This is a genomic window from Roseomonas sp. E05 (assembly GCF_030063475.1).
Classification (GTDB): Bacteria; Pseudomonadota; Alphaproteobacteria; order Acetobacterales; family Acetobacteraceae; genus Pseudoroseomonas.
Genome location: NZ_JASIRT010000002.1, coordinates 94,487 through 116,505, shown reverse-complemented (window position 1 = coordinate 116,505; position 22,019 = coordinate 94,487). Strand labels below are relative to the sequence as shown.

The 22,019-nt window shown below is 70.2% G+C and carries 21 protein-coding genes; 5 read left to right on the top strand and 16 right to left on the bottom strand.

Going from position 1 to position 22,019, the window contains the following annotated elements:
* Positions 1–5: 5 nt before the first annotated feature.
* The 12 genes from QMO56_RS02960 to QMO56_RS02905 form a co-directional block, all read right to left on the bottom strand.
* Positions 6–1,073, bottom strand: a complete 1,068-nt coding sequence (locus QMO56_RS02960) for an ABC transporter ATP-binding protein (RefSeq protein WP_283523545.1) — start codon at positions 1,071–1,073, stop codon at positions 6–8.
* Complete coding sequence (locus QMO56_RS02955; protein WP_283523544.1) at positions 1,070–2,071, bottom strand: ABC transporter ATP-binding protein; 1,002 nt, start codon at positions 2,069–2,071, stop codon at positions 1,070–1,072. Before QMO56_RS02955 ends, QMO56_RS02960 begins: the two co-directional genes overlap by 4 nt.
* A complete protein-coding gene (locus tag QMO56_RS02950) occupies positions 2,071–3,504 on the bottom strand; it encodes an amidohydrolase family protein (protein WP_283523543.1) in 1,434 nt (477 codons plus the stop codon). Before QMO56_RS02950 ends, QMO56_RS02955 begins: the two co-directional genes overlap by 1 nt.
* A 16-nt stretch (positions 3,505–3,520) precedes the next feature.
* Positions 3,521–5,146 carry an ABC transporter substrate-binding protein gene (locus QMO56_RS02945; protein WP_283523542.1) on the bottom strand — a complete coding sequence of 542 codons (1,626 nt, stop codon included), beginning with the start codon at positions 5,144–5,146 and terminating at the stop codon, positions 3,521–3,523.
* Positions 5,147–5,168: 22 nt separating this feature from the next.
* Entirely contained in the window at positions 5,169–6,062 is an 894-nt protein-coding gene (locus QMO56_RS02940; protein ID WP_283523541.1) for an ABC transporter permease, read from the bottom strand.
* 2 nt (positions 6,063–6,064) lie between these two features.
* Complete coding sequence (locus QMO56_RS02935; protein WP_283523540.1) at positions 6,065–7,006, bottom strand: ABC transporter permease; 942 nt, start codon at positions 7,004–7,006, stop codon at positions 6,065–6,067.
* 4 nt (positions 7,007–7,010) lie between these two features.
* Positions 7,011–8,672 carry an amidohydrolase gene (locus tag QMO56_RS02930; RefSeq protein WP_283523539.1) on the bottom strand — a complete coding sequence of 554 codons (1,662 nt, stop codon included), beginning with the start codon at positions 8,670–8,672 and terminating at the stop codon, positions 7,011–7,013.
* Positions 8,669–9,445, bottom strand: a complete 777-nt coding sequence (locus QMO56_RS02925) for a class II aldolase/adducin family protein (RefSeq protein WP_283523538.1) — start codon at positions 9,443–9,445, stop codon at positions 8,669–8,671. The genes QMO56_RS02930 and QMO56_RS02925 overlap by 4 nt, the downstream gene beginning before the upstream one ends.
* Before the next feature lie 270 nt (positions 9,446–9,715).
* Positions 9,716–10,312 carry a hypothetical protein gene (locus QMO56_RS02920; RefSeq protein ID WP_283523537.1) on the bottom strand — a complete coding sequence of 199 codons (597 nt, stop codon included), beginning with the start codon at positions 10,310–10,312 and terminating at the stop codon, positions 9,716–9,718.
* A 109-nt stretch (positions 10,313–10,421) separates the two neighbouring features.
* Complete coding sequence (locus tag QMO56_RS02915; protein WP_283523536.1) at positions 10,422–11,501, bottom strand: ABC transporter ATP-binding protein; 1,080 nt, start codon at positions 11,499–11,501, stop codon at positions 10,422–10,424.
* Positions 11,502–11,507: 6 nt separating this feature from the next.
* Positions 11,508–12,290, bottom strand: coding sequence for a class II aldolase/adducin family protein (locus QMO56_RS02910; RefSeq protein ID WP_283523535.1), 783 nt, complete (start codon positions 12,288–12,290; stop codon positions 11,508–11,510).
* Complete coding sequence (locus QMO56_RS02905) at positions 12,290–13,231, bottom strand: glyoxylate/hydroxypyruvate reductase A (RefSeq protein ID WP_283523534.1); 942 nt, start codon at positions 13,229–13,231, stop codon at positions 12,290–12,292. Before QMO56_RS02905 ends, QMO56_RS02910 begins: the two co-directional genes overlap by 1 nt.
* A 220-nt stretch (positions 13,232–13,451) precedes the next feature.
* Between QMO56_RS02905 and QMO56_RS02900 the strand changes: the two genes are divergently transcribed.
* On the top strand, positions 13,452–14,777 hold the full coding sequence (locus QMO56_RS02900) for an FAD-binding oxidoreductase (RefSeq protein WP_283523533.1): 1,326 nt from the start codon (positions 13,452–13,454) through the stop codon (positions 14,775–14,777).
* Between the two features lie 133 nt (positions 14,778–14,910).
* Here the strand turns inward: QMO56_RS02900 and QMO56_RS02895 are convergent, their stop codons facing one another.
* Positions 14,911–15,741 (bottom strand): sulfite exporter TauE/SafE family protein, encoded by an 831-nt coding sequence (locus QMO56_RS02895; RefSeq protein WP_283523532.1) that lies wholly within the window; start codon positions 15,739–15,741, stop codon positions 14,911–14,913.
* A gap of 41 nt (positions 15,742–15,782) precedes the next feature.
* On the opposite strand from QMO56_RS02895, the gene QMO56_RS02890 reads away from it, so the two are divergent.
* Together QMO56_RS02890 and QMO56_RS02885 are read left to right on the top strand one after the other, a co-directional pair.
* Positions 15,783–16,595: a sulfite exporter TauE/SafE family protein gene (locus QMO56_RS02890; protein WP_283523531.1), complete on the top strand. Its 813-nt coding sequence runs from the start codon at positions 15,783–15,785 to the stop codon at positions 16,593–16,595.
* A complete protein-coding gene (locus QMO56_RS02885; RefSeq protein ID WP_283523530.1) occupies positions 16,592–17,332 on the top strand; it encodes an aspartate/glutamate racemase family protein in 741 nt (246 codons plus the stop codon). Before QMO56_RS02890 ends, QMO56_RS02885 begins: the two co-directional genes overlap by 4 nt.
* A gap of 45 nt (positions 17,333–17,377) precedes the next feature.
* Here QMO56_RS02885 and QMO56_RS02880 read toward each other — a convergent pair whose 3' ends face one another.
* Entirely contained in the window at positions 17,378–17,905 is a 528-nt protein-coding gene (locus QMO56_RS02880; RefSeq protein WP_283523529.1) for an ankyrin repeat domain-containing protein, read from the bottom strand.
* 157 nt (positions 17,906–18,062) lie between these two features.
* Here QMO56_RS02880 and QMO56_RS02875 point away from each other — a divergent pair, with 157 nt between their 5' ends.
* Complete coding sequence (locus QMO56_RS02875; RefSeq protein ID WP_408906500.1) at positions 18,063–18,803, top strand: gamma-glutamyl-gamma-aminobutyrate hydrolase family protein; 741 nt, start codon at positions 18,063–18,065, stop codon at positions 18,801–18,803.
* A complete protein-coding gene (gene ggt / locus QMO56_RS02870) occupies positions 18,800–20,485 on the top strand; it encodes a gamma-glutamyltransferase (protein WP_283523527.1) in 1,686 nt (561 codons plus the stop codon). The genes QMO56_RS02875 and ggt overlap by 4 nt, the downstream gene beginning before the upstream one ends.
* A gap of 63 nt (positions 20,486–20,548) precedes the next feature.
* Here the strand turns inward: ggt and QMO56_RS02865 are convergent, their stop codons facing one another.
* Both QMO56_RS02865 and QMO56_RS02860 read right to left on the bottom strand, forming a co-directional pair.
* Positions 20,549–20,788, bottom strand: a complete 240-nt coding sequence (locus QMO56_RS02865) for a hypothetical protein (protein ID WP_283523526.1) — start codon at positions 20,786–20,788, stop codon at positions 20,549–20,551.
* 99 nt (positions 20,789–20,887) lie between these two features.
* Positions 20,888–21,961: a tartrate dehydrogenase gene (locus QMO56_RS02860; protein ID WP_283523525.1), complete on the bottom strand. Its 1,074-nt coding sequence runs from the start codon at positions 21,959–21,961 to the stop codon at positions 20,888–20,890.
* Positions 21,962–22,019: the final 58 nt, after the last annotated feature.

The following is a 22,019-nucleotide window of genomic DNA, read 5'->3' as shown; positions in this document are numbered from 1 at the left end:
ATCGCTCAGGCCGCGGCCTTGCGGCGCGCCGCGTCATAGAGCGCCAGCCGGCGGGCCGCCGCCTCCGTCAGGCCGCCGGAATAGTCCAGCCCGGGATCGGGCAGGGCTTCCGCGAAATGGCAGGCAGCACGGTGGCCGGGCGCGATCTCCCGCAGCGCCGGAACCTCCTGGCGGCAGCGCTCCTGCGCGAAGGGGCAGCGCGTGTGGAAGCGGCAGCCGGGTGGAACCGCCATCGGGCTCGGCACGTCGCCGCCCAGCGGCGTGACACGGCCGCGCCGCGCCGGGTCGGGGTGCGGGATCGCGGCCAGCAGGGCGCGGGTGTAGGGATGGCGCGGATCGGCGAACAGGCTGCGCTTGTCGCTGATCTCCATGATCTGACCGAGATACATGACGGCGACGCGGTCGGCCATGTGCTTCACGACAGCCAGGTCATGCGCGATGAAGAGATAGGACAGGCCGAGCCGCGCCTGCAGGTCCTTCATCAGGTTGACCACCTGCGCCTGGATCGAGACGTCGAGCGCGGAGACCGGCTCGTCGCAGACCACCAGCTCCGGCTCCACCGAGAGAGCGCGCGCGATGCCGATGCGCTGCCGCTGGCCGCCGGAGAACTCGTGCGGATAGCGCGCGGCATGGAAGGGGGCGAGGCCCACCAGGCGCAGCAGCTCCTCTACCTTGGCGCGGCGGCTGGCGCTGTCGCCGATGCCGTGCACGGCCATCGGCTCGGCAATCGCCTCGCCCACGGTGAGGCGCGGGTTGAGGCTGGCATAGGGGTCCTGGAAGACGATCTGGACGCGGCGCCGCAGGGCGCGCAGCGCGGCACCGCCGACTTTCGTCACGTCCTGCCCGCCGAAGCGGATGGTACCGGCCGAGGGCTCGATCAGCCGCATGACCAGCCGCGCCGTGGTGGACTTGCCGCAGCCGGACTCGCCCACCAGCGCAAGGGTCTCGCCGCGCCCCACGGCGAAGGAGACGCCATCGACGGCCCGCACGGTGCCGACCTGCTTCTGCAGCACCACGCCGCGCTTCACGGGATAGTGGCGGGCAAGGTCGGAGACCTCCAGCAGGTTGCTCATGCCGCGTCCTCCATCGCCAGCGAGGTCTCGATCGGGGCACGGATGCAGGCCGCGTGATGGCCGGAGGCGATCTCACGCAGCGGCGGCTGACCCTCCCGGCACGGCCCGATGGCGAAAGGGCAGCGCGGATGGAAGCGGCAGCCCTCAGGGAAGGCGAAGGGTGGCGGCACCGTGCCATCGATGGCGAGCAGCCGGTCGCGCTCCTCGTCGAGCCGCGGCACCGAGCCGAGCAGGCCCAGCGTGTAGGGGTGCTGCGGGTCCTCGAACAGCGCGCGGGCGGGCGCGCGTTCGGCCACCTTGCCGGCATAGAGCACGGCCACCTCGTCGGCCATCTCCGCCACCACGCCAAGGTCGTGCGTGATGAGGATGATGGACATGCCCGTTTCCTCCTGCAGCTCGCGCAGCAGGTCCAGGATCTGCGCCTGCACGGTGACGTCGAGCGCGGTGGTCGGCTCGTCGGCGATCAGCAGGCGCGGGCGGCAGGCCAGCGCCATGGCGATCATCACGCGCTGGCGCATGCCGCCGGAAAGCTGGTGCGGGTACTCATCGAAGCGCCGCTCGGGGGCCGGAATGCGAACCCGCCTCAACGCGGCGATCGCCTGCTCCTTCAGCGCGCTGGCGCTCTCCTTCGGGGAATGCACGCGCATCGCTTCCGTGATCTGCCGGCCGATGCTGTGCACCGGGTTCAGCGAAGTCATCGGCTCCTGGAAGATCATGGCGATCTGCCCGCCGCGCACCTGCCGCATCTCGGCGGTGGAAAGCTGCAGCAGGTCCCGCCCCTCCAGAAGCACGCGGCCTTCGGCGATGCGGCCCGGCGGCGGCACCAGGCGCATGATCGAGAGCGACAGCATGGACTTGCCGCAGCCGCTCTCGCCGACGATGCCGAGCGTGCGGCCGCGCGGCACGGAGAGGTCGATGCCGTCCACCGCCCGGATCAGCCCGGAGGAGTTGCGAAAGACGGTCCGCAGCCCCTCCACGCGCAGAAGATCCTCCGCCATCACGCCCACCGGAAAGTCGGGGGAGAGATCTTCTCGACGGGGCGGTGCGCCCAGTCCTGCTGCGGCGCGCGGTCCAGGATGCGCTTCTGCGCCTCGTCCAGCGCGGCGGCGGCGCCTTCATAGTCCATGGTGAGCAGCTTTCCGTCCTTCACCACCTGCTGCCCATCCACATGCACCGAGCGGATGGCGCGGTCTCCGGCGGCGTAGATCAGGCTGCGCATCGGGTCGCGCGCCGGGCGCATCTGCGGATGCGTGACGTCCACCATGACGAAGTCGGCGCGGCAGCCGGGCGCGAGGCGGCCGATATCGTCGCGCCCAAGGGCCCTGGCGCCGCCGATGGTGGCGGCCTCGAACAGGTCGGTGGAGGAGAGGCTGCGCGGATCGCCGGACTGCGTGCGCGCGAGATAGGAAACGAGGCGCAACTCGTCCAGCATGTTGTGCGGATAGGTGTCGGTGCCGATGCCCATGTTGACGCCGCGTTTCCGGTAGCGGCCGAAATGCTTCAGCGTGATGCCGCGCCGGGCGAAGACGGTCGGGCAATGCGCGACCGTTGTGCCGGTGGCGGCAAGGCGGTCGAGGTCGGTCTCGGTGTGCCAGCGCGTGCTCGGATGGTCATCGAGGAAGATGCCGTGGCCGATGATCGAGCGCTCGGAGAGCAGGCCCATCCCGTCGAGCCAGCCGATCGGCGTGAAGCCGCTGCGGCGGGTGATCTCGTGGAACTCGACGACGCTCTGCGCCGCGTGGATCTGCCAGGAGAGGCCGCGCTTCGTGGCCTCCTCGAAGCTTTCGCGCAGCAGCGTTTCGGAGCAGGTGTCGATCTGGGCCGGAACCACCATGCCGAAGAGCCGGCCGGAGGGATGCTGCTCGGCGCGTTCGATCAGGCCGAGCGCCTCGTCCATCGCCTTCTCGCCGGCCTTTTCGTCCCACTCGTATTCGACGACATGGCCATTCCTGGTGAACCAGCGCGCCGAGCGGAACATCGGCGCGACGCAGACGCGCAACCCGCTCTCACCCAGCAGATCCAGCCAGCCCGGATGCGCCATGGAAAGATCGGCGACGGTGGTGACACCGGAGAGGAGCAGCTCCGACAGCGCCACCCGCACGCAATGCGGCACCGCTTCCGCATCGGCACGGAAGATCGGCATGTATTCGTAGAGCGACGAGTTGTAGAGGCCGGGCGAGCCGATCTCATCGATCAGCCCCTTGTTCATCGGCTCGCTGGAGGGGTGGCAGTGGATGTTCACGAGGCCGGGCATGACCATCATGCCCTTGCCGTCGATCGCCTCCTCGGCCGGGCCGTCATAGCCGCGGCCGACGAAGGTGATCGCTCCGTCGCGAAAGGCCACCTCCGCATCGGTCAGGTAGATGTGCTGCTGCTCGGCCGCGTCCCAGGCGATGACGAGATCGGCGTTGCGGATGACGGTGGTGGCCATGCTCCCTGCCCTTCCCTTAGCGCGTCAGGCGGATGTCGAGGCCCTTGTAGAGGGCGACACCGTAGATGCCGTGCGGGCGGACGCCCTCGACACGCGGGCCGGACACCACCCAGAGCGGCTGCCGGATCAGCGGCACCCACGGATAGGCCTGGGTGAGCTGCTCCTGCACCTTGCCGATCGCCTCCGCGCGCGCCGCCGGCTCCAGCGCGGTCTTGGCGTCGGAGATCAGGCGGTCGGTCTCCGGGTTGTTCCAGTTCATGCGGTTCGGCGTCGGCCGGTTGCCACTCGGGAAGTAGAGGGAGAGCGCATCCGTCGCCGAGGCGTAGGGATAGGACATGACGAAGGCGTCGAATTCCTGCGTCGCCAGCTTGCCCCAGGCCACGGTGGCGTCCCAGAGCTGGATGCGCATCTCGATGCCGATGCGCCGGAGGTCAGCCTGCACCGCCTGCATCATGCCGTTGTTGTAGGTCTGCTGGATGCCGTAGAGCAGGAAGCTCGCGCGCTGCCCGTCCTTCTCGCGGACTCCGTCGCTGCCTGGCTTCCAACCCGCGTCGTCCAGCAGCTTGCGCGCCTTGTCCGGGCTGTATTCCGGCATCTCCGAGGCCGCCTTGGCGCTGTAGTCGAGCGCGTTCGGATTGATGTAGGAATCCGCAACCTCGCCGGCGTTGAACCAGACGGCCTTGTTGATGGCCGCCTTGTCCACGGCCATGTTGATGGCCTCGCGGATGACGGGGTCGTTCATCACGGGCTTGTCGACCTTGAAGCCCATGAAGTTGTCGTAGAAGTAGTTCGGCTGCTGCACCAGCTTCAGGTTCGGGATGCGCTTCAGCCCGTCCAGCGCGAAATACGGGATCCACTGCGTCACGTCGCCCTGGCCGGACTGGATGGCCGCCAGCCGCGTGTTCGCCTCGGGGATGACGCGCAGGATGATGCGGTCCAGCTGCGGCGAGGGGTTCTTGTAGATCGGCGGACCCCAGTTGTAGGCGGGGTTCTTGGTCAGCACCATCTCCTGCCGCGGCGTCCAGCTCGCCCAGCAGTAGGGGCCGACGCCGTTGAAGCCCTGCACGCCGAAATTGTCGCCGAGCTTCTCCACCGTCGCCTGATCAACCATGCCGGCGAAGTACTGCGCCAGCTGGAGCAGCAGCTCGCTGTAGGGCTCCTTCAGCTCGTACTCGACAGTGTGGTCGTCAACCGCACGAATTTCCTTCACCGGGCCGGCGCGCCACTTCACCGGGCTGCGCGTCGCGGGATCGATCCAGCGGTTGATGCTGTAGACGACGTCCTTCGCGGTGAAGGGCTTGCCGTCGCAGAACTTCACGCCCTGCTTCAGCTTGAAGGTGTAGAGCTTGCCGTCCTCGCTGACCGTCCAACTTTCGGCGAGGCCGGGGCGGATGGTCTTCTGGTCCCAGTCCATCGAGACCAGCGTGTCGGTCAGCAGGAACAGCGCCTCGCCGGCCGCGGTCGCGGTGGTGCGGTGCGGATCGTAGCGGTCGGCATCGATCTCGCGCAGCACGACGAGCGCGCCCTTGGGCGCCATCTGCGCGGCGGCCTGGCCGGCGGGAAGCAGCCCGGCGAGGGAGAGCATGGTGCCGCCGAGCAGCGCGGCGGTGCGGCGGCGCCCCGCCTTGAGGAATCCGGACATCCTTGGCCCTTTCTTGTTCGGTTCAGACGCGAAGACGCGGGTCGAGGGCGTCGCGCAGCGCATCGCCCAGCAGATTGAAGGTCAGCACCACGATGAAGATCAGCACGCAGGGCAGCACCGCCACATGCGGCGCGAAGAACAGGAAGGTGCGGCCCTCCGCGGCCATCGCCCCCAGCTCCGCCAGCGGCGGCTGCGCGCCCAGCCCGAGGAAGGAGAGCGCGGAGCCGAGCAGGATCACCTGCCCGAAGCGGAGCGTGGCGAAGACGAACATCGGCGAGAGGCAATTGGGCGCAACATGGCGCAGGATGAGCCGTGCATCGCCCATGCCCGTGGCGCGCGCCGCCTCGATGTAATCCTGCCGCATCACCACCATTGCGGCGCCGCGCACGATGCGCGCCATCAGCGGCACGGTAGCGACCGAAAGCGCCAGGACCACCGACGGAATGCCAGGGCCGAAGATCGCGGCGATCGCCAGGCCGAACAGGATGGCGGGAAAGGAGAGCAGCACATCCATCAGCCGCATCAGCAGCCCGTCGAGCCGCCGGTAATAGGCGGCGGCGAAGCCCACGAAAGCGCCGGTGATACCGCCGAGCAGCACCGAGGCGGCGCCCATCACCAGGGTCGCGCGCAGGCCGTAGAGCAGGCGGGTGATCATGTCCCTTCCCTGCCCGTCGGCACCGAGCGGCAGGCCGGGCGTGCCCGGCACGGCCATGGCGGTGGAGAGATTGTTGTCGAAGGGGTCCGTCGGCGCCAGCAGCGGCGCCAGCACCGCCGCCAGGATCAGCAGCACCGCGAGGGCAAAGGAGATGGCCGCGACCGGCTCACGCAGCAGGCGCCGCAGCGTGCCCGGCTGCTTCGGCGCGCTGACGGCGACGGCCGTGGCGGCAGCCGCGGCGGCGGAATTCGCGCTGGCCATGCTCAGGCCCCCCGCATGCGCGGATCGAGCGCGACGTAAAGCACGTCGACCACCAGGTTGACGAGAATGAAGCCCAGCGAAAGCACGATGATGGTGCCCTGCGCCATCGGGAAGTCGGCCGAGAGGATCGCGCCCACCGCCAGCCGCCCGACGCCCGGCCAGGAGAACACGGTCTCCGTCACCACCGCGCCGCCGAGCAGGAAGCCGATCTGCAGACCGATCAGCGTCACCACCGGGATCAGCGCGTTGCGCAGCGCGTGGTGCAGCACCACGGCGCGCTCGGAAAGGCCCTTGGCGCGGGCGGTGCGAACATGTTCGGCACTCAGCACCTCCAGCACGGCGGTGCGCGTCATGCGCGCCACCGGCGCCACGAAGACGCCGCCCAGCGTCAGCGCCGGCAGCGCGATGGCCTGCCAGCCCTCGGCCGTCCAGAGCGGCCCGCCGCGCCCGGTGAAGGGCAGCAACTGCCATTGGAAGCCGACGAACCAGATCAGCATCAAGCCCAGGAAGAACACCGGCACCGAGCCGCCCGCCACGGAGAAGGCGGTGATCGCACGGTCCAGCACCGTCCCGCGGAAATAGGCGGCGACGGTGCCGAGGCCGATGCCAAGCGGAATGGCCCAGAAGAGCGAGGCGAACATCAGCTCCAGCGTCGGGCCGATGGTGCCGCCGAGTTCCTGCGTCACCGGCATGTTGTTGATGATGGAGACGCCGAGATCGCCCTGCAGCAGTCGCCAGAGATAGATGCCGAACTGCACGTAGAGCGGCTGATCGAGGCCCAGCTCGCTGCGGATGGCGGCGATGACGTCGGCGGTGGCGGTGGGGCCGGCGCGGACGATGGCAGGGTCGGTCGGCACCACCTGCATCAGCAGGAAGCCGATCAGCAGCACCCCGAGCATCACCGGCACCGTCGTCAGCAGGCGCTGCAGGACATGGCGGAGCATCGGTTCAGTCCGCGGCGCCGGCGAGCGCGGCGGCCTCGCCGTGGCGGTCGAAGAGCGCGCGGCCGCCGCGGAAGGTGAGATCCGCCTGGGTGGTCAGGATCTCTTCCGGCGCAGTCGCAAAGATATCGCGTGAAAGCACGGCGATGTCGGCCTGCATGCCCGGCTCCAGCGTGCCGCGCTCGCCCTCGGCGAACTGGCTGTGCGCGCCGCACCAGGTGTAGCAGTGCACCGCCTCCTCCACCGTCAGCGTCTCCTCGGCGCCGAGCACGGTGCCCTTGGAGGTCTTGCGCGTGACCATGGTGTAGAGGTTCGGAAAGGGATCGACCGAGCAGACCGGGCTGTCGGTGGAGGCCGCCGGGTGGTGACCCTCATGCAGCCAGGTGCGCATCGGATAGGCCGCCTCGGTGCGCGCCTTGCCGAGATTGGTGACGTAGAGGTCGCCGAACTCCCACATGAAGGCGGGCTGCGGCACGGGGATGATGCCGTGCTTCAGCATCCGCGCGCGCTGGTCGCGGTTGAGGAAGCCGCAATGCTCGATGCGGTGACGGCGGCCGGCGATCGGCGCGTCGGGCGCGTCGGCCTTCTCCATGCCGGTGAGCACCTGCTCGATGGCGGCGTCGCCGATGGCGTGGATGTCGAGCTGCCAGCCCTGCCGGTGGTAGCGGGCGAGCATCTCGTACTGCGCCTCATCCGGGAAGCAGAAGATGCCGGTGCCGCCGCCGGCGCTTTCCAGGTAGGGGTCGAAGAAGGCTGCCGTCAGCCCGCCGGCGGAGCCGTCGGCGAAGGTCTTCACCGCACCCCAGGCGAGCAGCGCCTCGGCGGTCGGGCCGGCGGCGACGCCCGGCCGCAGCCCCTCCTCCCAGGCGTCCTTCGCGATGCCCTCCGGATTGCCCGCCAGCACCTGCCACATGCGCTGCAACAGTCGGCCGTCAGCCTCGGCGCGGCGATAGGCGCCGATCTCAGCCATGCCTGCCGTCATGCCCACATTCATGTCGCTGGCCGAGGCGAAGCCCAGCGCGGCGAGGTTGCGCCCGGCCGCCTCGATGGCCTCCACCATCTGTGCCTCGGAGGGCATGGGGACCTTGTCGCGCACCAGCCGCATGGCGCGTTCCTGGAACAGGCCCGTCAGCCTGCCGTTCTTGCGCTCGATGGCGCCGCCCTCGGGATCGGGCGTGTTATGACCGACACCGGCCAGCTTCATCGCGGCCGTGTTGGCGACGCCGACATGCCCGCAGGTGCGGACGATGAAGACCGGATGGTCCGGCGCGGCGCGGTCCAGCTCCTCGGCCAGCGGGTGGCGGCGGATGTCCAGCTCGCCATGGTCGTAGCCGCGGCCGAGGATCCACTGCCCCTTTGGCGTGTTGCGCGCGGCGGCGGCGATGCGCTTCAGCACCTCATCCAGCGAGCGCACCTCCTCGGCGCGCAGGTTCACCTGCGCCAGGCCGAGGCCGTAGGGCAGCAGGTGCATATGCGCCTCGTTCAGCGCGGGCATCGCCACCCGGCCGCCAAGATCGATGCGCCGCGTGCCCGCACGGGCCTGCGCCGACACATCATCGACGGTGCCGACGGCCAGCACGCGGCCATCCTTCACCGCCAGCGCCTCGGCAAAGCCGCTCTTGAGGCCGCGGAAGATACGGCCGCCGGTGATCAGCAGATCGGCGCTCATGCGCGCCAGTCCAGCTTGCTGCCCTCGATGAGTTGCAGCGCCGAGCCCCAGGCCCATTCGCTGTGCGCCAGCGAGCGCTCGGGGTTGCCGTTGAACTGCGCGGCGGTCTTCTGCCGTACCTCCTCGGGCGGGAAGACCAGCTCGGCGCCGCCCGACATGGCCGCCACCTGCGCCTGGCAGGCGCGCTCCAGGTAGTAGATCAGGTTGAAGGCCTCAGGGATGCTGCGCCCGGCCACCAGCAGGCCGTGGTTGCGCAGGATCATCGCGCGGTGCTGGCCGAGATCGGCCACCAGCCGCTCGCGCTCGTCGAGGTCGAGCGCGATGCCCTCATAGCCGTGATAGGCGAGATGCCCGTAGAACTTCAGCGCGTGCTGGCTGATCGGCAGCAGCCCGTCCTTCTGCGCGGAGACGGCGATGCCGGCGGCGGTGTGCGTATGCACGACGCACATGGCATCCTCCCGCGCCATGTGCAGCGCGGAATGGATGGTGAAGCCGGCGGCATTGACCTGCTTGGTCTCCGCGCCTTCCTCGACGATGTTGCCGTCGAGGTCGATCTTCACCAGGTCGCTGGCGCGCATCTGGTCGAACAGCACGCCGTATCGGTTGATGAGGAAGTGGTGCTCCGGCCCTGGCACCCGCGCGCTGATGTGGGTGTAGATGAAGTCCGTCATGCGGAAATGCGCGATCAGGCGGTACAGCGCGGCGAGATCGCAGCGGACGCGCCATTCCTCCTCGGAACAGGTCATCCGGGTTGATGCGGTGGCGACGTTCATGGCCGGCTCCCTCAGCTCCGGCTGATGTCATCAGTCGCCGCGAAACCCGTCAATCATCTGTCATGCACCAAATGGCCGACCGACGCACAGCCTGCTCCGCCGCAAGGCAAAATCCCGCAGGTGCTGCACAGGCTCTGGGCTGCGGCAGCTCCTCCCGCGAGCCAGTTGATCGCATTGCGATACCATCTAATCGCAAAACATTCTTCCGTGGCCTCGCGGGAGCTTTTGGCCCCTACCTCGTCCCACGCGGTGAGGTGGATCGCCTGCCCATCAGGAGCGGCCGGGAGTACCGCCGCCGGCGGGGACCACCGTCAGTGGCACCACCATCCCCGCGGCATAGTGGCCCTGCAGGTTGCAGACCAGCAGGTAGGTCCCCGGCGCAAGCGTGACCTCCAGCAGGTGGGAGGCGCTGGGCGGCAGGTCTCCGCTGTCGGCCAGCACCCGCACCTGGCTTTCGGCGACCTTCCCCTCCGCATGGTCGTAGGGGAGCGGGGCCGCGGGATCAGCGACCGGGATCACCAGCAGCTCATGGACGAGGCCGCGCGACCAGTTGGTCACGTCGAAGCGGACCTCGCCGGCGGGAACGGTGTCGTGGTCGATGCGGATGGCCATCATGCCGTGCGCCATCATCATGCCCGGGCCCATGGTCCAGCCGCCGCCGCGGCCCGGGGCATCCCAGCCCCAGCCCATCATGCCCGGCCCCATCATGCCCCATCCCGGCCCGCCGCCAGGGCCGCGCCCTGCGCCCATGGTGCTGGACATGTCCGTGAGCGCCACCTTCACGGTGGCGGGCTCCCCGGCGGCCGCGGGCTGCAGGGTCAGTGCCAGGGGGAGGGCTGCGGCAAGGGCAAGGAAGGAACGAGGCATGATGGTCTCTCCGGTGCTTCCACGCCGTCGAGAGATCACACCGCCGCCGGTGCCGCATTGATCTGGCGCAGCCCCCCCCACGGAACGGACCGCACCGTCGCGCGCCACCTCAGGCCGCCGACGGCCGGTCCTCCTCCACGGGCACGGCGGCGGCGGCGTTCCAGCCCAGCCGCACGGGCAGCCCTTCCGCCGGCGCCAGCGCAGCGCCCCAGCTCGGCACGGTGACGCGCAGCTCGCCCAGATCGTCGGTCGCCACCGTCAGGCTGAAGCCCGCGCCGAGATAGGACCAGTTGGCGATCCGGCCGGCGATGCTGTTCTCGGCCTCCGATCCCTCCGCCAGCAGCGCGATCTTCTCCGGCCGCAGCGAGAGCAGCACCGGACCCGCCGGGGCCGTGGCGACGCGCAGCCGGGTGCCGCCGCTCCGCACCACACCGCCACCCTCCCCCACACCCTGGAGGAAGTTGGACTTGCCGAGGAAATCGGCGACGAAGCGGGTGCGCGGGCCTTCGTACAGCTCCGAGGGGCGGCCCTGCTGCACCACATGGCCCCGGTTGAGGATGGCGATGCGGTCGGAGAGGCTCAGCGCCTCCTCCTGGTCATGCGTGACGTTGACGAAGGTGCGGCCGATGCGCCGATGCAGCGCCTTCAGCTCCTCCTGCAGCTCGGCGCGCAGCTTCTTGTCGAGCGCGGAGAGCGGCTCGTCGAGCAGCAGCAGCGCCGGGTCGAAGACCAGCGCGCGGGCGAGCGCGACGCGCTGCTGCTGGCCGCCCGAGAGCTGCGCCGGCCGCCGCTCCGCGAAGGCCGAGAGCTGCACCAGGTCGAGCGCCGCGCGCACCTTCGCCTGCTGCTCCGCGCGCCCCATGCGGCGCACCCGCAGCGGGAAGGCGACGTTCTCCGCCACCGTCATGTGCGGGAACAGCGCATAGCCCTGGAACACCATGCCGAACTCGCGCCGCTCCGGCGGCAGCGCGGTGATGTCGCGCCCGTCGAGCAGCACGCTGCCGGCACTGGGCACGACGAAGCCGGCGATGATCATCAGCAGCGTCGTCTTGCCCGAGCCGGAGGGGCCGAGCAGGGTCAGGAATTCGCCGCGCTCCACCGCGAGGTCCACATCCTCCACGGCGGTGAAGCCGCCATAGCGCTTGGCGATGCCCTGCAGGGCCAGGGCGTGGCCGGTTGCTCCGCTCAAGGCGCCTTACTCCCGGTAGTCCGGCTGCTCGCGGTCCATCTTCCGCTTCAGCGCCTGCCAGGGCAGCCAGCCCTTCACCGGAGAGTCGCCGGATTGGCCTCGCACCCGCTCCACCACCTCGGGCGCCGGCATGGCGAGCGGCACGCCGCTGGCCTGCGCCGCCACCTGGATGCGGCAGGACTGCTCCAGATAGTACATCCAGTAGAAAGCCTCGGCGACGGTGCGGCCGATGGTCAGCAGGCCGTGGTTGCGCAGGATCAGGCAGGTCCTGTCGCCCAGGTCCCGCACGATGCGCTCGCGCTCGCCCAGATTGTCCTCCGCCGCCACGCCCTCGTACTCATGGATGGCGACACGGCCATGCAGCTCCATGTTCATCTGGTTGAGCGGCAGCAGCCCGCCCGGATATTCGTTCCGCTGGGCCGCCACCGTCATGCCGGCCAGCGTGTGGGTGTGCATCACGCACTGCGCGCGCGGCACGGCGCGATGCACCGCCGAATGGATGACAAAGCCTGCCGGGTTCACCGGCCAGCGCGTCTGCTGGACCGGCTCGCCCTCGGCATCCACCACCACGAGCGAGGAGGCGGTGATCTCCTCGAACAGCAGGCCGTAGGGATTGACCAGGAAGCGGTGCCCCTCCCCCGGGACGCGCACGGAGAGATGGGTATAGACGAGGTCCGTCATGCCGAAATGCGCCAGCAGCCGGTAGGCGCAGGCGAGGTCCTCGCGCAGCTCACGCTCGCTGGGCTGGTGGGCCGGATCGGGGCGGACAGGGGGCGGAGGAAGCGGCATCAATATCCTCGCTCGGGGTCGTAGAGGTTGGGCAGCGGCCGGCCCGCCTCGAAATCGGCAATGGCGGCCGCGACGTAGCGCGCGCGCTCCGGCCGGCCAGGCAGCGAGGCGACATGCGGCGTGACGGTCACCTTCGGATGCGCCCAGAGCGGGCTCTCCGGCGGAAGCGGCTCCTGCTCGAACACGTCGAGCACGGCGCCGTCAAGCTGGCCGGACTCCAGCGCAGCGAGCAGGTCCGGCACGACGAGGTGCGAGCCGCGCCCGGCATTCACCACCTGTGCCCCGGGCGGCAGCCGCGCCAGCAGGCGGGCGTCGATCAGCCCGGCCGTCTCCGGCGTCGAAGGCAGGAGGCAGACCAGGATATCGGTGCCGGCAAGGAAATCCGGCAGTTCCTCCGGCCCGGCGAAGCTGCGCACGCCGGGGATGTCCTTGCGCGAGCGCGACCAGCCCTGCACCGGGAAGCCGATGGCCTGCAGCGCCGCCGCCGCCCGGCGGCCCAGATTGCCCAGCCCCAGGATGCCAACACGGCGCCCGGCGGCAGAGGGGCAGGCATCCCGCCCCAGCCACTGCCCGGCCGCCTGGGCGCGCGCGAAGGCCCGCGCCTCCCGCAGCAGCGAAAGGCAGGCCCAGGCGATGTACTCGCTCATGCGCTGCTCCGTCTCGGTCCCGCCCATGCGGACCAGCGGAAGCTGGCGCGGCCAGTCCGGGTCACGGGTGATGTGGTCCACCCCGGCGCCGGAGGAGAACACCACCTTCAGCTTCGGCAGGCTGCGCAGCCAGCCCGGCTGCGGGTCCCAGACCAGCACATAGTCCACCGCCTCGGGCGGCACGGCGGGGTCCTCCCACCAGTGCACGCGGAAGCGCTGATCCACCGCCTGGAAAGCGCTGCGCCACTCCGCCACCGCCTTTTCGCCGCCCGACTTCACCAGAAGTGTCGCCACCTTGCCGCCGATCCCCTGCCATTCCTGATGCCGGTGCGAAGCCTGCGCCGCCCCCGGGGCGGCGTCCAGGGGTCACGCGGCCCCGGCACCGGGCGATAACCTCCCGGTAAGGGCTCCGGAGCTACCGGTTTGTTCACGCTGCGCAAGAGGCAGGCAGGCTCTTGCCACGGCACCGTCATGGGAGAAACTGCCCCTCCTGCGCGTCATGGCCGAGGACCGGATGAACCCTTACGAGCGCCTCTTCGCCCCAGGCTTCAGCTCCGCACCCTACTGGTGGGAGGAGGCGGACCCCGAACCGCGCGAGACGCCGCTGCCGGAGCATGCGGCCGTCGCCATCGTGGGCGGCGGCTATGCCGGGCTTTCGGCGGCGCTGACCCTGGCGCAGATGGGGCACCGTCCCGTCGTGCTGGAAGCGGAGCGGATCGGCTGGGGGGCCTCCTCGCGCAATGGCGGCATGGTCTCGGGCGGGCTGAAGGTGGCCGGCGGCGAGCTGGAGCGGCGGTTCGGCGCCGAGCAGGCCGAGGCCATCGCCAAGGCGGCGGCCGCCAGCTTCCGCTTCCTGGAGGACCTGCTCCAGCGCGAGGAGATCTACTGCGAATACATCCGCTGCGGCCGCTTCACGCCCGCCTGGACGCCCCGCCACTACACGCAGCTGGCCCTGCGCGCGCCCAGGCTGGCCGAGCTGACCGGCATGCCGGTGCGCATGGTGCCGCGCGCCGAGCAGCGCGAGGTGCTGGGCAGCGACTACTATCATGGCGGCATGACCGTCGCCGCCACCGGCAGCCTGCATCCCGGCAAGTTCGCGCGCGGCCTGGCCGACGCGGCCGAGCGCGCCGGCGCCGCGCTGGTGGACCGGGTTCGCGTCAACGGCATCCGCCCCGAGGGGGCCGGCTTCCGTCTCGATACGGACAAGGGCGAGATCGCCGCCGACGCCGTGCTCGTCACCACCAATGGTTACACCCGGGGCGAGAATGGCCAGGGCCCGATGCCCTGGCTGGCGCGGCGGCTCGTGCCGGTGGGCTCCTACATCATCGCGACCGAGGAGCTGCCGGAGGAGACCATCGACGAACTCTTCCCCGGCCGCCGGATGATCAGCGACAGCCGGCGCGTGCTGAGCTACTTCCGCCCCTCGCCGGACGGCACGCGGGTGCTCTGGGGCGGCCGCGCCAGCTTCGGCCCGACCTCCCCCGAGGCGGCCGCGCCAGTGCTGCACAACATGATGCGCAAGGTCTTCCCCGAGCTCAAGACGGTGCGGCTGACGCATGCCTGGACCGGGAATGTCGCCTTCACCTTCGACGAGCTGCCGCATATCGGCCACCAGGAGGGCGTCTATTACGCTGCCGGTTGCCAGGGCTCCGGGGTGGCCATGGCGAGCTGGCTCGGCCACAACGTGGCGCTGAAGATCGCCGGCGCGGCGAACGAACCCTTCGCGCTGGACGGACTGAACTTTCCCACCATGCCGGGCTATGACGGTAATCCCTGGTTCCTGCCGCTGGTGGGCGGCTGGTACCGGCTGCGGGACCGGATGGAGCGGCTCCGGGGATAAATGAAGGTCGGGGGAATGAATTCCCCCGAACCCCCTTCTTCTTTCTGTCAGTTTGGCGCTCTGCTTCCCCCAAGCGCGGGGAACTCGAAGAGAAAAGATGAGGGCCTGGGGGAATTCCTTCCCCCAGGTTTTTTCAGAAGATCAGGCTGTAGAACATCCGGATCGCGGTGATCGCGAGGAACACGGCGAAGGCGCGCTTCAGCGCCAGCGGCGGGATGGTGTGCGCCAGGTGCACGCCCCAGGGCGTCGCCAGGATCGAGCTGGGCACGATCAGCGCGAAGCCGATCAGGTTGATGAAGCCCACCGAGAAGGGCGGCAGCAGCGGGTTGCCGAAGCCGCCCCAGATCAGGCCGAGCGTCGCCGGGATGGAGATGATCAGTCCGAACACCGAGGAGGTGGCGACCGCCGAGCGGATCGGCGTGCCGAACATGGACAGGATGGGCACCCCCACCGTGCCGCCGCCAATGCCCATCATGGCCGAGATGCCGCCGATGAAGGTGCCGATGCCCCAGAGCCCCGGCCCGCGCGGGGTGATGTCACGCAGTTTGAAGTCCACACCGGTGAAGCCCATGTTCAGCGCCACCAGCAGGGCAATGGTGGCGAAGACCGCCGAGAGCGCCTGCCCGTGCAGCCAGATCGCCAGCACCGTGCCGATCGCCACGCCGATCACCATGGAGGGCCAGATGGCGCGCAGCAGGCCGGTGTCGATGGCGCCGCGGGCGTGGTGCTTGCGCGCCGAGACGATCGAGGTGGGGATGATCGTGGCGAGGCTGGTGCCCACCGCCAGCTTCATCTGCACCGCCTCGGGGATGCCGAGCAGCGGGAACACGTTGTAGAGCACCGGCACGATGACGATGCCGCCGCCCACGCCGAGCAGCCCGGCCAGGGTGCCGGAGAACAGGCCGGTCAGCGCCATCGCGACGGCGAGACCCGCAAGCCAGAGCGGGTCGGACATATGGTTCATGCGGAGAAGACCTTGGCGGCGGTGAAGGAGGGATGCAGCCTGTGCTTACACGCACCTCCTGGTCCCGTCAGCCCGTGCCCCTGCCTCCCGGCGACCTCCTGATCACCGATCCCCGCTTCTACGCCCTCGCCATCCCGGCCTTGCTGATCACCGGGATCAGCAAGGGTGGCTTCGCCTCGGGGGGCGGCAATCTGGCCGTGCCCGCCATGGCGCTGCTGGTGCCCGCCCCCCAGGCGGCCGCCATCACCCTGCCCGTGCTCTGCCTGATGGACCTCGCCGGGCTGCGCGCCTGGTGGGGCCGCTGGAACCGGCACGAGATGGGCATCATCATTCCCGGCGGCATCCTCGGCATCGTGTTCGGCGCCCTCGCCTTCGGCGCCATGACCGACCGCATGACGAAGATGATGGTGGGCGTCATCACCCTCGCCTTCCTGGCCCGCTCGCTCTGGCTGGCGCGACGCGGGGCGGCGGTGGAGCCGGCGCGGCCGAGTCGCTGGCGCGGCGGCTTCTGGTCCGCCGTCTCGGGCTTCACCAGCACCATCGCCCATGCCGGCGGACCGCCGCTGGCGGTCTATCTCTACCCGCTGCGGATGGAGCGGGCCCAGCTCGCCGCCACCACCGTGGTGTTTTTCGGCACGGTGAACTACATCAAGCTCATTCCCTATGCGGCGCTCGGCGAGTTCCGGCTCGCCAATCTGCTCACCAGCCTGGTGCTGCTGCCGCTGGCACCGATTGGCGTGCGGCTCGGGGTCTGGCTCCAGCGCCGCATCAGCGACAAGGTCTTCTACCGCTTGATCTACACCCTTCTGGCGATCACCGGCGTGAAGCTGGTCTGGGACGGGCTGGGCCTGTGAGCCGCGCCGCTCCCCTTCCGGGCGACGAGGCCCCGATGCTCGGCGTGCTCGGCGGCATGGGTCCGCTGGCCAGCGCCCAGTTCATGCTGCGCCTGACGCTGCTCACCCCCGCCACGCGCGACCAGGACCACCTGCCCGCCGTGCTGTGGTCCGACCCCCGCGTGCCCGACCGCACGGCGGCGCGCCTCGCCGGCGGCGAGGACCCCCTGCCCTGGCTGCTGCGCGGCATCCGCGGGCTGGAGGCGGCGGGCTGCGGCGCCATCGCCATCCCCTGCAACACCGCCCATGGCTGGTATGACGGTATGGCGGCGGCGACGAAGCTGCCGGTGCTGCACATCGTGGACGCGGCGGGCGAGGAACTGGCGCGCCAGGGCATCCGCGGCGGCCGCATCGGCGTGATGGGCACCGCCGGAACCCTTGCCATGCGGCTCTACCAGGAGAGGCTGGAGGGGCGCGGCTACGAATGCATCGTGCCGGACGAGGCCGAGATGGCTTCCCTCGTCTCCCCCGGCATCGCGCTGGTGAAGGCGAACCGGGTGGCCGAGGCCTATCCGCCGCTGGCCGAGGCGGCGCACAACCTGAAGGCGCGCGGCGCGGCGGCGGTGGTGCTGGGCTGCACCGAGATCCCGCTCGGCATCCAGGCCGGCCCCCATGCGGAGATCGGCCTGCCGCTGATCGACACGATCGACGCGCTGGCCCTCGCCGCGCTTCGCTGGGCCGGGCGCGACCCGGCCTGAAAGGGGCGGCGCTCCCGGCACCGCGCCAGGGGAGCGCGCTGGCTCTCAGGCCGGATCGGCGGGCAGCAGGGCGGGCGTGTCGGCTGCGCCCATCGTTTCGGCCGCCGCGCGGGCGGTGTGCCCCGCCGCGTCCCGCGCCGCCGGGTCGGCGCCCGCCGCCAGGAGCTGCTGAAGGATCTCGACGCGGTTGAACATCGCCGCCAGCATCAGCGGCGTGCGGCCATCGGGGCCGCAGCCATCGACCGCCGCGCCATGCTTCAGCAGCAGCGCCACCACCTCGCCCGCGCCCTTGAAGGCGGCGGCGGCGAGCGGCGTCTGCCCGCGGTCGTTCAGGCTGTCGGGGTCGGCACCGTGCTCCAGCAGCACCCGCACCGCCTCGCCATGGCCGTGATAGGCGGCCAGCATCACCAGCGTGTCGCCCTTGTCGTTGCGCAGGTTGGGCGGGAGGCCCTGGCGCAGAAGGTCTTCCAGCATCGCTGCATCGCCGCCGCGCGCGCACTGGAAAACCCGGCCGGCGAAGGCGATCAACTCCTCGTCCATCTCCGGTGGGCTTCGGGTATTGTCGTTCTGCATGGGCGGCTCTCCTGCTGCGGGGTGGGTCCTGTCCCGGCCATATGGGACCATCCGGCCCCGCGCCCAGACCCCGGCCGCCCCTCTGGACAAGCTTCCCGCATGGCGCGAGCCTGACCACCTCTTGCCGCTTTCGGAGCACGCCGCCTTGTCTCGCCTGATGACGCCACGCCGGCCCTGGGTGGGCGTCCCCGCCTGCTGCCGCGAACTGGCTGGCCATTCCCAGCATGCCACCCCCTCCCGCTACATGGCCGCGCTGGCCGAGGGTGCCGGTGTCCGCCCGGTGCTGATCCCGCCACTGGGCGGTGCACTGGACGTCGAGGGCTATCTCGACCGGCTGGATGGCCTGCTGATCCCCGGCTCCCCCTCCAACCTGCAGCCCGCCCTCTATGGTGGCCCGGCCGCCCCCGAGGGCGAGCTGGAGGACCCGGCGCGGGACGCCACCACCCTGCCGCTGATCCGCGCCGCGCTGGAACGTGGGATGCCCGTCTTCGCCATCTGCCGCGGACTGCAGGAGATGAACGTGGCGCTCGGCGGCACGCTGCACAGCCGCCTCCACCTGCTGCCCGGCCGCGAGGACCATCGCGGCCATGGCGAGACGCTGACGGAACGCTACCGTCCCCGCCACGACATCACCGCCGAGGGCCTTTTGCAGGCGGTGACCGGCAAGAAGGAGATCCGGGTGAATTCGGTGCACATGCAAGGCATTGATCGCGTCGCCGGGGGGCTGGCGGTGGAGGCCGTCGCGCCGGACGGAACGGTGGAGGCCGTCCGCCCCGCCGGCGCGCGCGGCTTCCAGCTGGCGGTGCAGTGGCACCCGGAATGGCGCTTCGGTGAGGACGCCGCCAGCACCGCCCTGTTCCGCGCCTTCGGCGCCGCCTGCCAGGGAGTTGCCCCATGAGCTGGAAAAACCGCGCCGGCAGTCCCTTCGCCTGCGAGAAGCGCCCGGCGCTGGCCAGCAAGGGCATGGTGGTGACCAACCACCCCGTCGCCTCGGCGGCGGGGGCGGAGATGCTGCTGGCCGGCGGCAACGCCATCGACGCCGCCATCGCCGCGCTGTTCACCCTGACGGTGGTGGAGCCGATGATGGTCGGCCCGCTCGGCGGTGGGGTGGCGCATCTGCGCCTCGCCGATGGCCGGCACCTCGTGCTGGACGGGCTCTCCACCGCCCCCGCGGCGGCGCGGCCGGACATGTACCGCACCCTTTCCGACAGCCTGCCGGACTACCAGGAGACGGAAGGCCGCGAGAATGCGGTGGGTGCGCTGGCCATGGCCGTGCCGGGCGCGCTGGCCGGATGGTGCAAGGCCCTGGCCGAGCACGGCAGCCTGCCGCTCGACGAGGTGCTGCGCCCCGCGATCCGCGCCGCCGCCGAGGGCTTCCGCGTCACCGCCTACCTGACCGGCGCCATCCTGGATGCGGCGGCGGATCTCGCGCAGGACCCCGGCCTCGCCGCCACCTTCCTGCCTGATGGCGCTCCGCCGGCCGTCGGCACGCTGCTGCGCCAGCCCGTGCTGGCCGAGTCGCTGCGCCTGATCGCCGAACAGGGTCCGACCGCCCTCTATGGCGGTGAACTGGGTCGCGCGCTGGCGGCCCATATGGCCGCCACCGGCGGGCTGATCGGCACCGGCGACCTGGAGGGCTACAGCGTCGCCGAGCGGGAGCCGGTGGTCGGCCACTACCGCGGCTTCGAGGTGCTGGCGCCGCCGCCGCCCTCCTCCTCCGGCGTGCATATGACGCAGATGCTGAACCTGCTGGAGGGCTTCGACCTGGCGGCGCTCGGATCCGGCAGCGCCGAGACGGTGCACCTGCTGGCCGAGGCGCTGAAGATGGCCTTCGCCGACCGCGCCGTGGCCACCGCCGACCCGGCTTTCATCAACGTCCCCGTGGAGAAGCTCACCAGCAAGGACTACGCCGCCGAGCGCCGCACCCTGCTGAGGCGCGACGCGGCGCAGGACTGGGCGCCGGGCATCCCGCCGGCGGAGTCGGCCAACACCACCCATGTCACGGTGGCGGATTCGGCCGGCAACATCGTCGCCACCACGCAGACCATCAACAGCCTGTTCGGCGCCCGCTTCAGCATTCCCGGCACCGGGCTGATCGCCAACAACTACATGTTCAACTTCGATCCGCACCCGGGCAAGGCGCTCTCCGTCGCGCCGGGCAAGCGGGTCTTCACGTCCATGGCGCCCACCATCGTGCGGAAGGACGGCAAGCCGGCCTTCGCCCTGGGCCTGCCGGGCGGGTTGCGCATCTTCGGCTCGGCCATGCAGGCGGTGATCAACCTGATCGACCACGGCATGGACCTGCAGGATGCCGTGGAGGCGCCGCGCATCTGGACCAACGGCCATACGCTGGAGCTGGAGCCGACCATCGCCGCCGACGTCGATGCAAAGCTCTCGGCACTCGGCCATCGCGTGCAGCGGGTGAAGCATATCGGCGGCGGCATGGGTGCCGTCCGGTTCCATGCCGACGGAATGCTGGAAGGCGCCGCCTGCTGGCGCGCCGATGGCACGCCGGTCGGCATCTCCGGCGGTCTGGCGCGGCCGGATGTCCGCTTCAACCCGGATCTTATCCGGCGCTGAACGCAGAAAAGGCCTGGAAGGGCGCCCTTCCAGGCCTGAAACGCTCAGCCCGAACCGTTCAGCTCAGGGGCAGTCGCAGCCGTCGGTCGGGCCGGTCTCGCCGCGGACGATGTGATGGTCGATCCATTCCGACACCAGACGCCGCGCCTCGCTGACCGAGGATTCGGGATGATGGATCCGGTAGAGAGCCGTGCAGGCGCGGAAGGACGACAGGTCGTCATTCCCCGTTTCGCGCAGCTCCCGGTACGCGGTCACCACCGCTCGCTCGCAACGGCGTGTGATGTGGCTGAAGTCAATGCCCATCAGCATCCTCCTGCAGTCGCGAGAGAGATGAGAATCACTCGCAACTTGTCTGACAGTTTTTATAGGCTCATCTGAACGGGCGTTCAAGTTTCCTCTGCGTCACCCGCCCGCCGCGACCGCCTCGGCGAGAGCTTTGCCGACATCCGCCGTACCGGCCTGCCCGCCCATGTCGCGGGTGCGAGGGCCACCTTCCGCCAGCAGCTTCTCGATGCAGCGGACGATGCAGTCGGCGGCGTCCTTCTCGCCGAGATGCTCCAGCATCATCGCGCCGGACCAGATCTGGCCGATCGGGTTGCAGATGTGCTTGCCGGCGATGTCCGGCGCGCTGCCATGCACCGGCTCGAACATCGAGGGATGCGCCTTCTCCGGATTGATGTTGGCCGAGGGCGCGATGCCGATCGAGCCAGCCACCGCAGGGCCGAGATCGGAGAGAATGTCGCCGAACAGGTTGGAGCCCACCACCACGTCGAACCAGTCCGGGTGCTGCACGAACTGCGCGCAGAGGATGTCGATGTGGAACTGATCGGTGGTGACCTGCGGGTAGTTCTTCGCCATCGCCGCGAAGCGCTCGTCCCAGTAGGGCATGGTGAAGGTGATGCCGTTGGACTTGGTGGCGCTGGTCAGCTTCTTGCGTGGCCGCGTCTGTGCCAGCTCGAAGGCGTATTTCAGCACGCGGTCCACGCCTTTGCGGGTGAAGACGCTCTCCTGCATGACGAATTCGCGCTCGGTGCCCGCGAACATCTTGCCGCCGGCGGAGGAATACTCGCCCTCGGTATTCTCGCGCACCACGTAGAAGTCGATCTCGGCCGGCGTGCGGTTGGCGAGCGGCGTCTTGGCGCCGGGCATCAGCTTGCAGGGGCGCAGGCTGATATACTGGTCGAACTCGCGCCGGATCGGGATCAGCAGGCCCCAGAGCGAGACATGGTCCGGCACGCCGGGCCAGCCCACGGCGCCCAGGAAGACGCTGTCGCTGTCGCGCAGCTGGTCGATGCCGTCCTCCGGCATCATCCGGCCGGTCTTCTGGTAGGTCTCGCAGGACCAGTCGTAGTGCGACAGCTTGAGATCGAAGCCGAAGCGGCGCGCGGCGGCATCCAGCACCCGCAGCCCTTCGGGCACGGTTTCCTTGCCGATGCCATCTCCGGGCACCACGGCGATTCGATAGGAGCGGGACATGCGGGGCTTCCTCCAAGGCGCGTAACCCACGGAGGGTGGCGGCAGCCTCGGCCCAGGG

Excerpts from the sequence above, each read along its gene's own strand:
- QMO56_RS02960 (WP_283523545.1), bottom strand. The coding sequence starts at position 1,073 with ATGAGCAACCTGCTGGAGGTCTCCGACCTTGCCCGCCACTATCCCGTG.
- QMO56_RS02955 (WP_283523544.1), bottom strand. The coding sequence starts at position 2,071 with ATGGCGGAGGATCTTCTGCGCGTGGAGGGGCTGCGGACCGTCTTTCGC.
- QMO56_RS02950 (WP_283523543.1), bottom strand. The coding sequence starts at position 3,504 with ATGGCCACCACCGTCATCCGCAACGCCGATCTCGTCATCGCCTGGGAC.
- QMO56_RS02945 (WP_283523542.1), bottom strand. The coding sequence starts at position 5,146 with ATGTCCGGATTCCTCAAGGCGGGGCGCCGCCGCACCGCCGCGCTGCTC.
- QMO56_RS02940 (WP_283523541.1), bottom strand. The coding sequence starts at position 6,062 with ATGGCCAGCGCGAATTCCGCCGCCGCGGCTGCCGCCACGGCCGTCGCC.
- QMO56_RS02935 (WP_283523540.1), bottom strand. The coding sequence starts at position 7,006 with ATGCTCCGCCATGTCCTGCAGCGCCTGCTGACGACGGTGCCGGTGATG.
- QMO56_RS02930 (WP_283523539.1), bottom strand. The coding sequence starts at position 8,672 with ATGAGCGCCGATCTGCTGATCACCGGCGGCCGTATCTTCCGCGGCCTC.
- QMO56_RS02925 (WP_283523538.1), bottom strand. The coding sequence starts at position 9,445 with ATGAACGTCGCCACCGCATCAACCCGGATGACCTGTTCCGAGGAGGAA.
- QMO56_RS02920 (WP_283523537.1), bottom strand. The coding sequence starts at position 10,312 with ATGCCTCGTTCCTTCCTTGCCCTTGCCGCAGCCCTCCCCCTGGCACTG.
- QMO56_RS02910 (WP_283523535.1), bottom strand. The coding sequence starts at position 12,290 with ATGCCGCTTCCTCCGCCCCCTGTCCGCCCCGATCCGGCCCACCAGCCC.
- QMO56_RS02900 (WP_283523533.1), top strand. The coding sequence starts at position 13,452 with ATGAACCCTTACGAGCGCCTCTTCGCCCCAGGCTTCAGCTCCGCACCC.
- QMO56_RS02895 (WP_283523532.1), bottom strand. The coding sequence starts at position 15,741 with ATGAACCATATGTCCGACCCGCTCTGGCTTGCGGGTCTCGCCGTCGCG.
- QMO56_RS02880 (WP_283523529.1), bottom strand. The coding sequence starts at position 17,905 with ATGCAGAACGACAATACCCGAAGCCCACCGGAGATGGACGAGGAGTTG.
- QMO56_RS02875 (WP_408906500.1), top strand. The coding sequence starts at position 18,063 with ATGACGCCACGCCGGCCCTGGGTGGGCGTCCCCGCCTGCTGCCGCGAA.
- ggt (WP_283523527.1), top strand. The coding sequence starts at position 18,800 with ATGAGCTGGAAAAACCGCGCCGGCAGTCCCTTCGCCTGCGAGAAGCGC.
- QMO56_RS02865 (WP_283523526.1), bottom strand. The coding sequence starts at position 20,788 with ATGGGCATTGACTTCAGCCACATCACACGCCGTTGCGAGCGAGCGGTG.
- QMO56_RS02860 (WP_283523525.1), bottom strand. The coding sequence starts at position 21,961 with ATGTCCCGCTCCTATCGAATCGCCGTGGTGCCCGGAGATGGCATCGGC.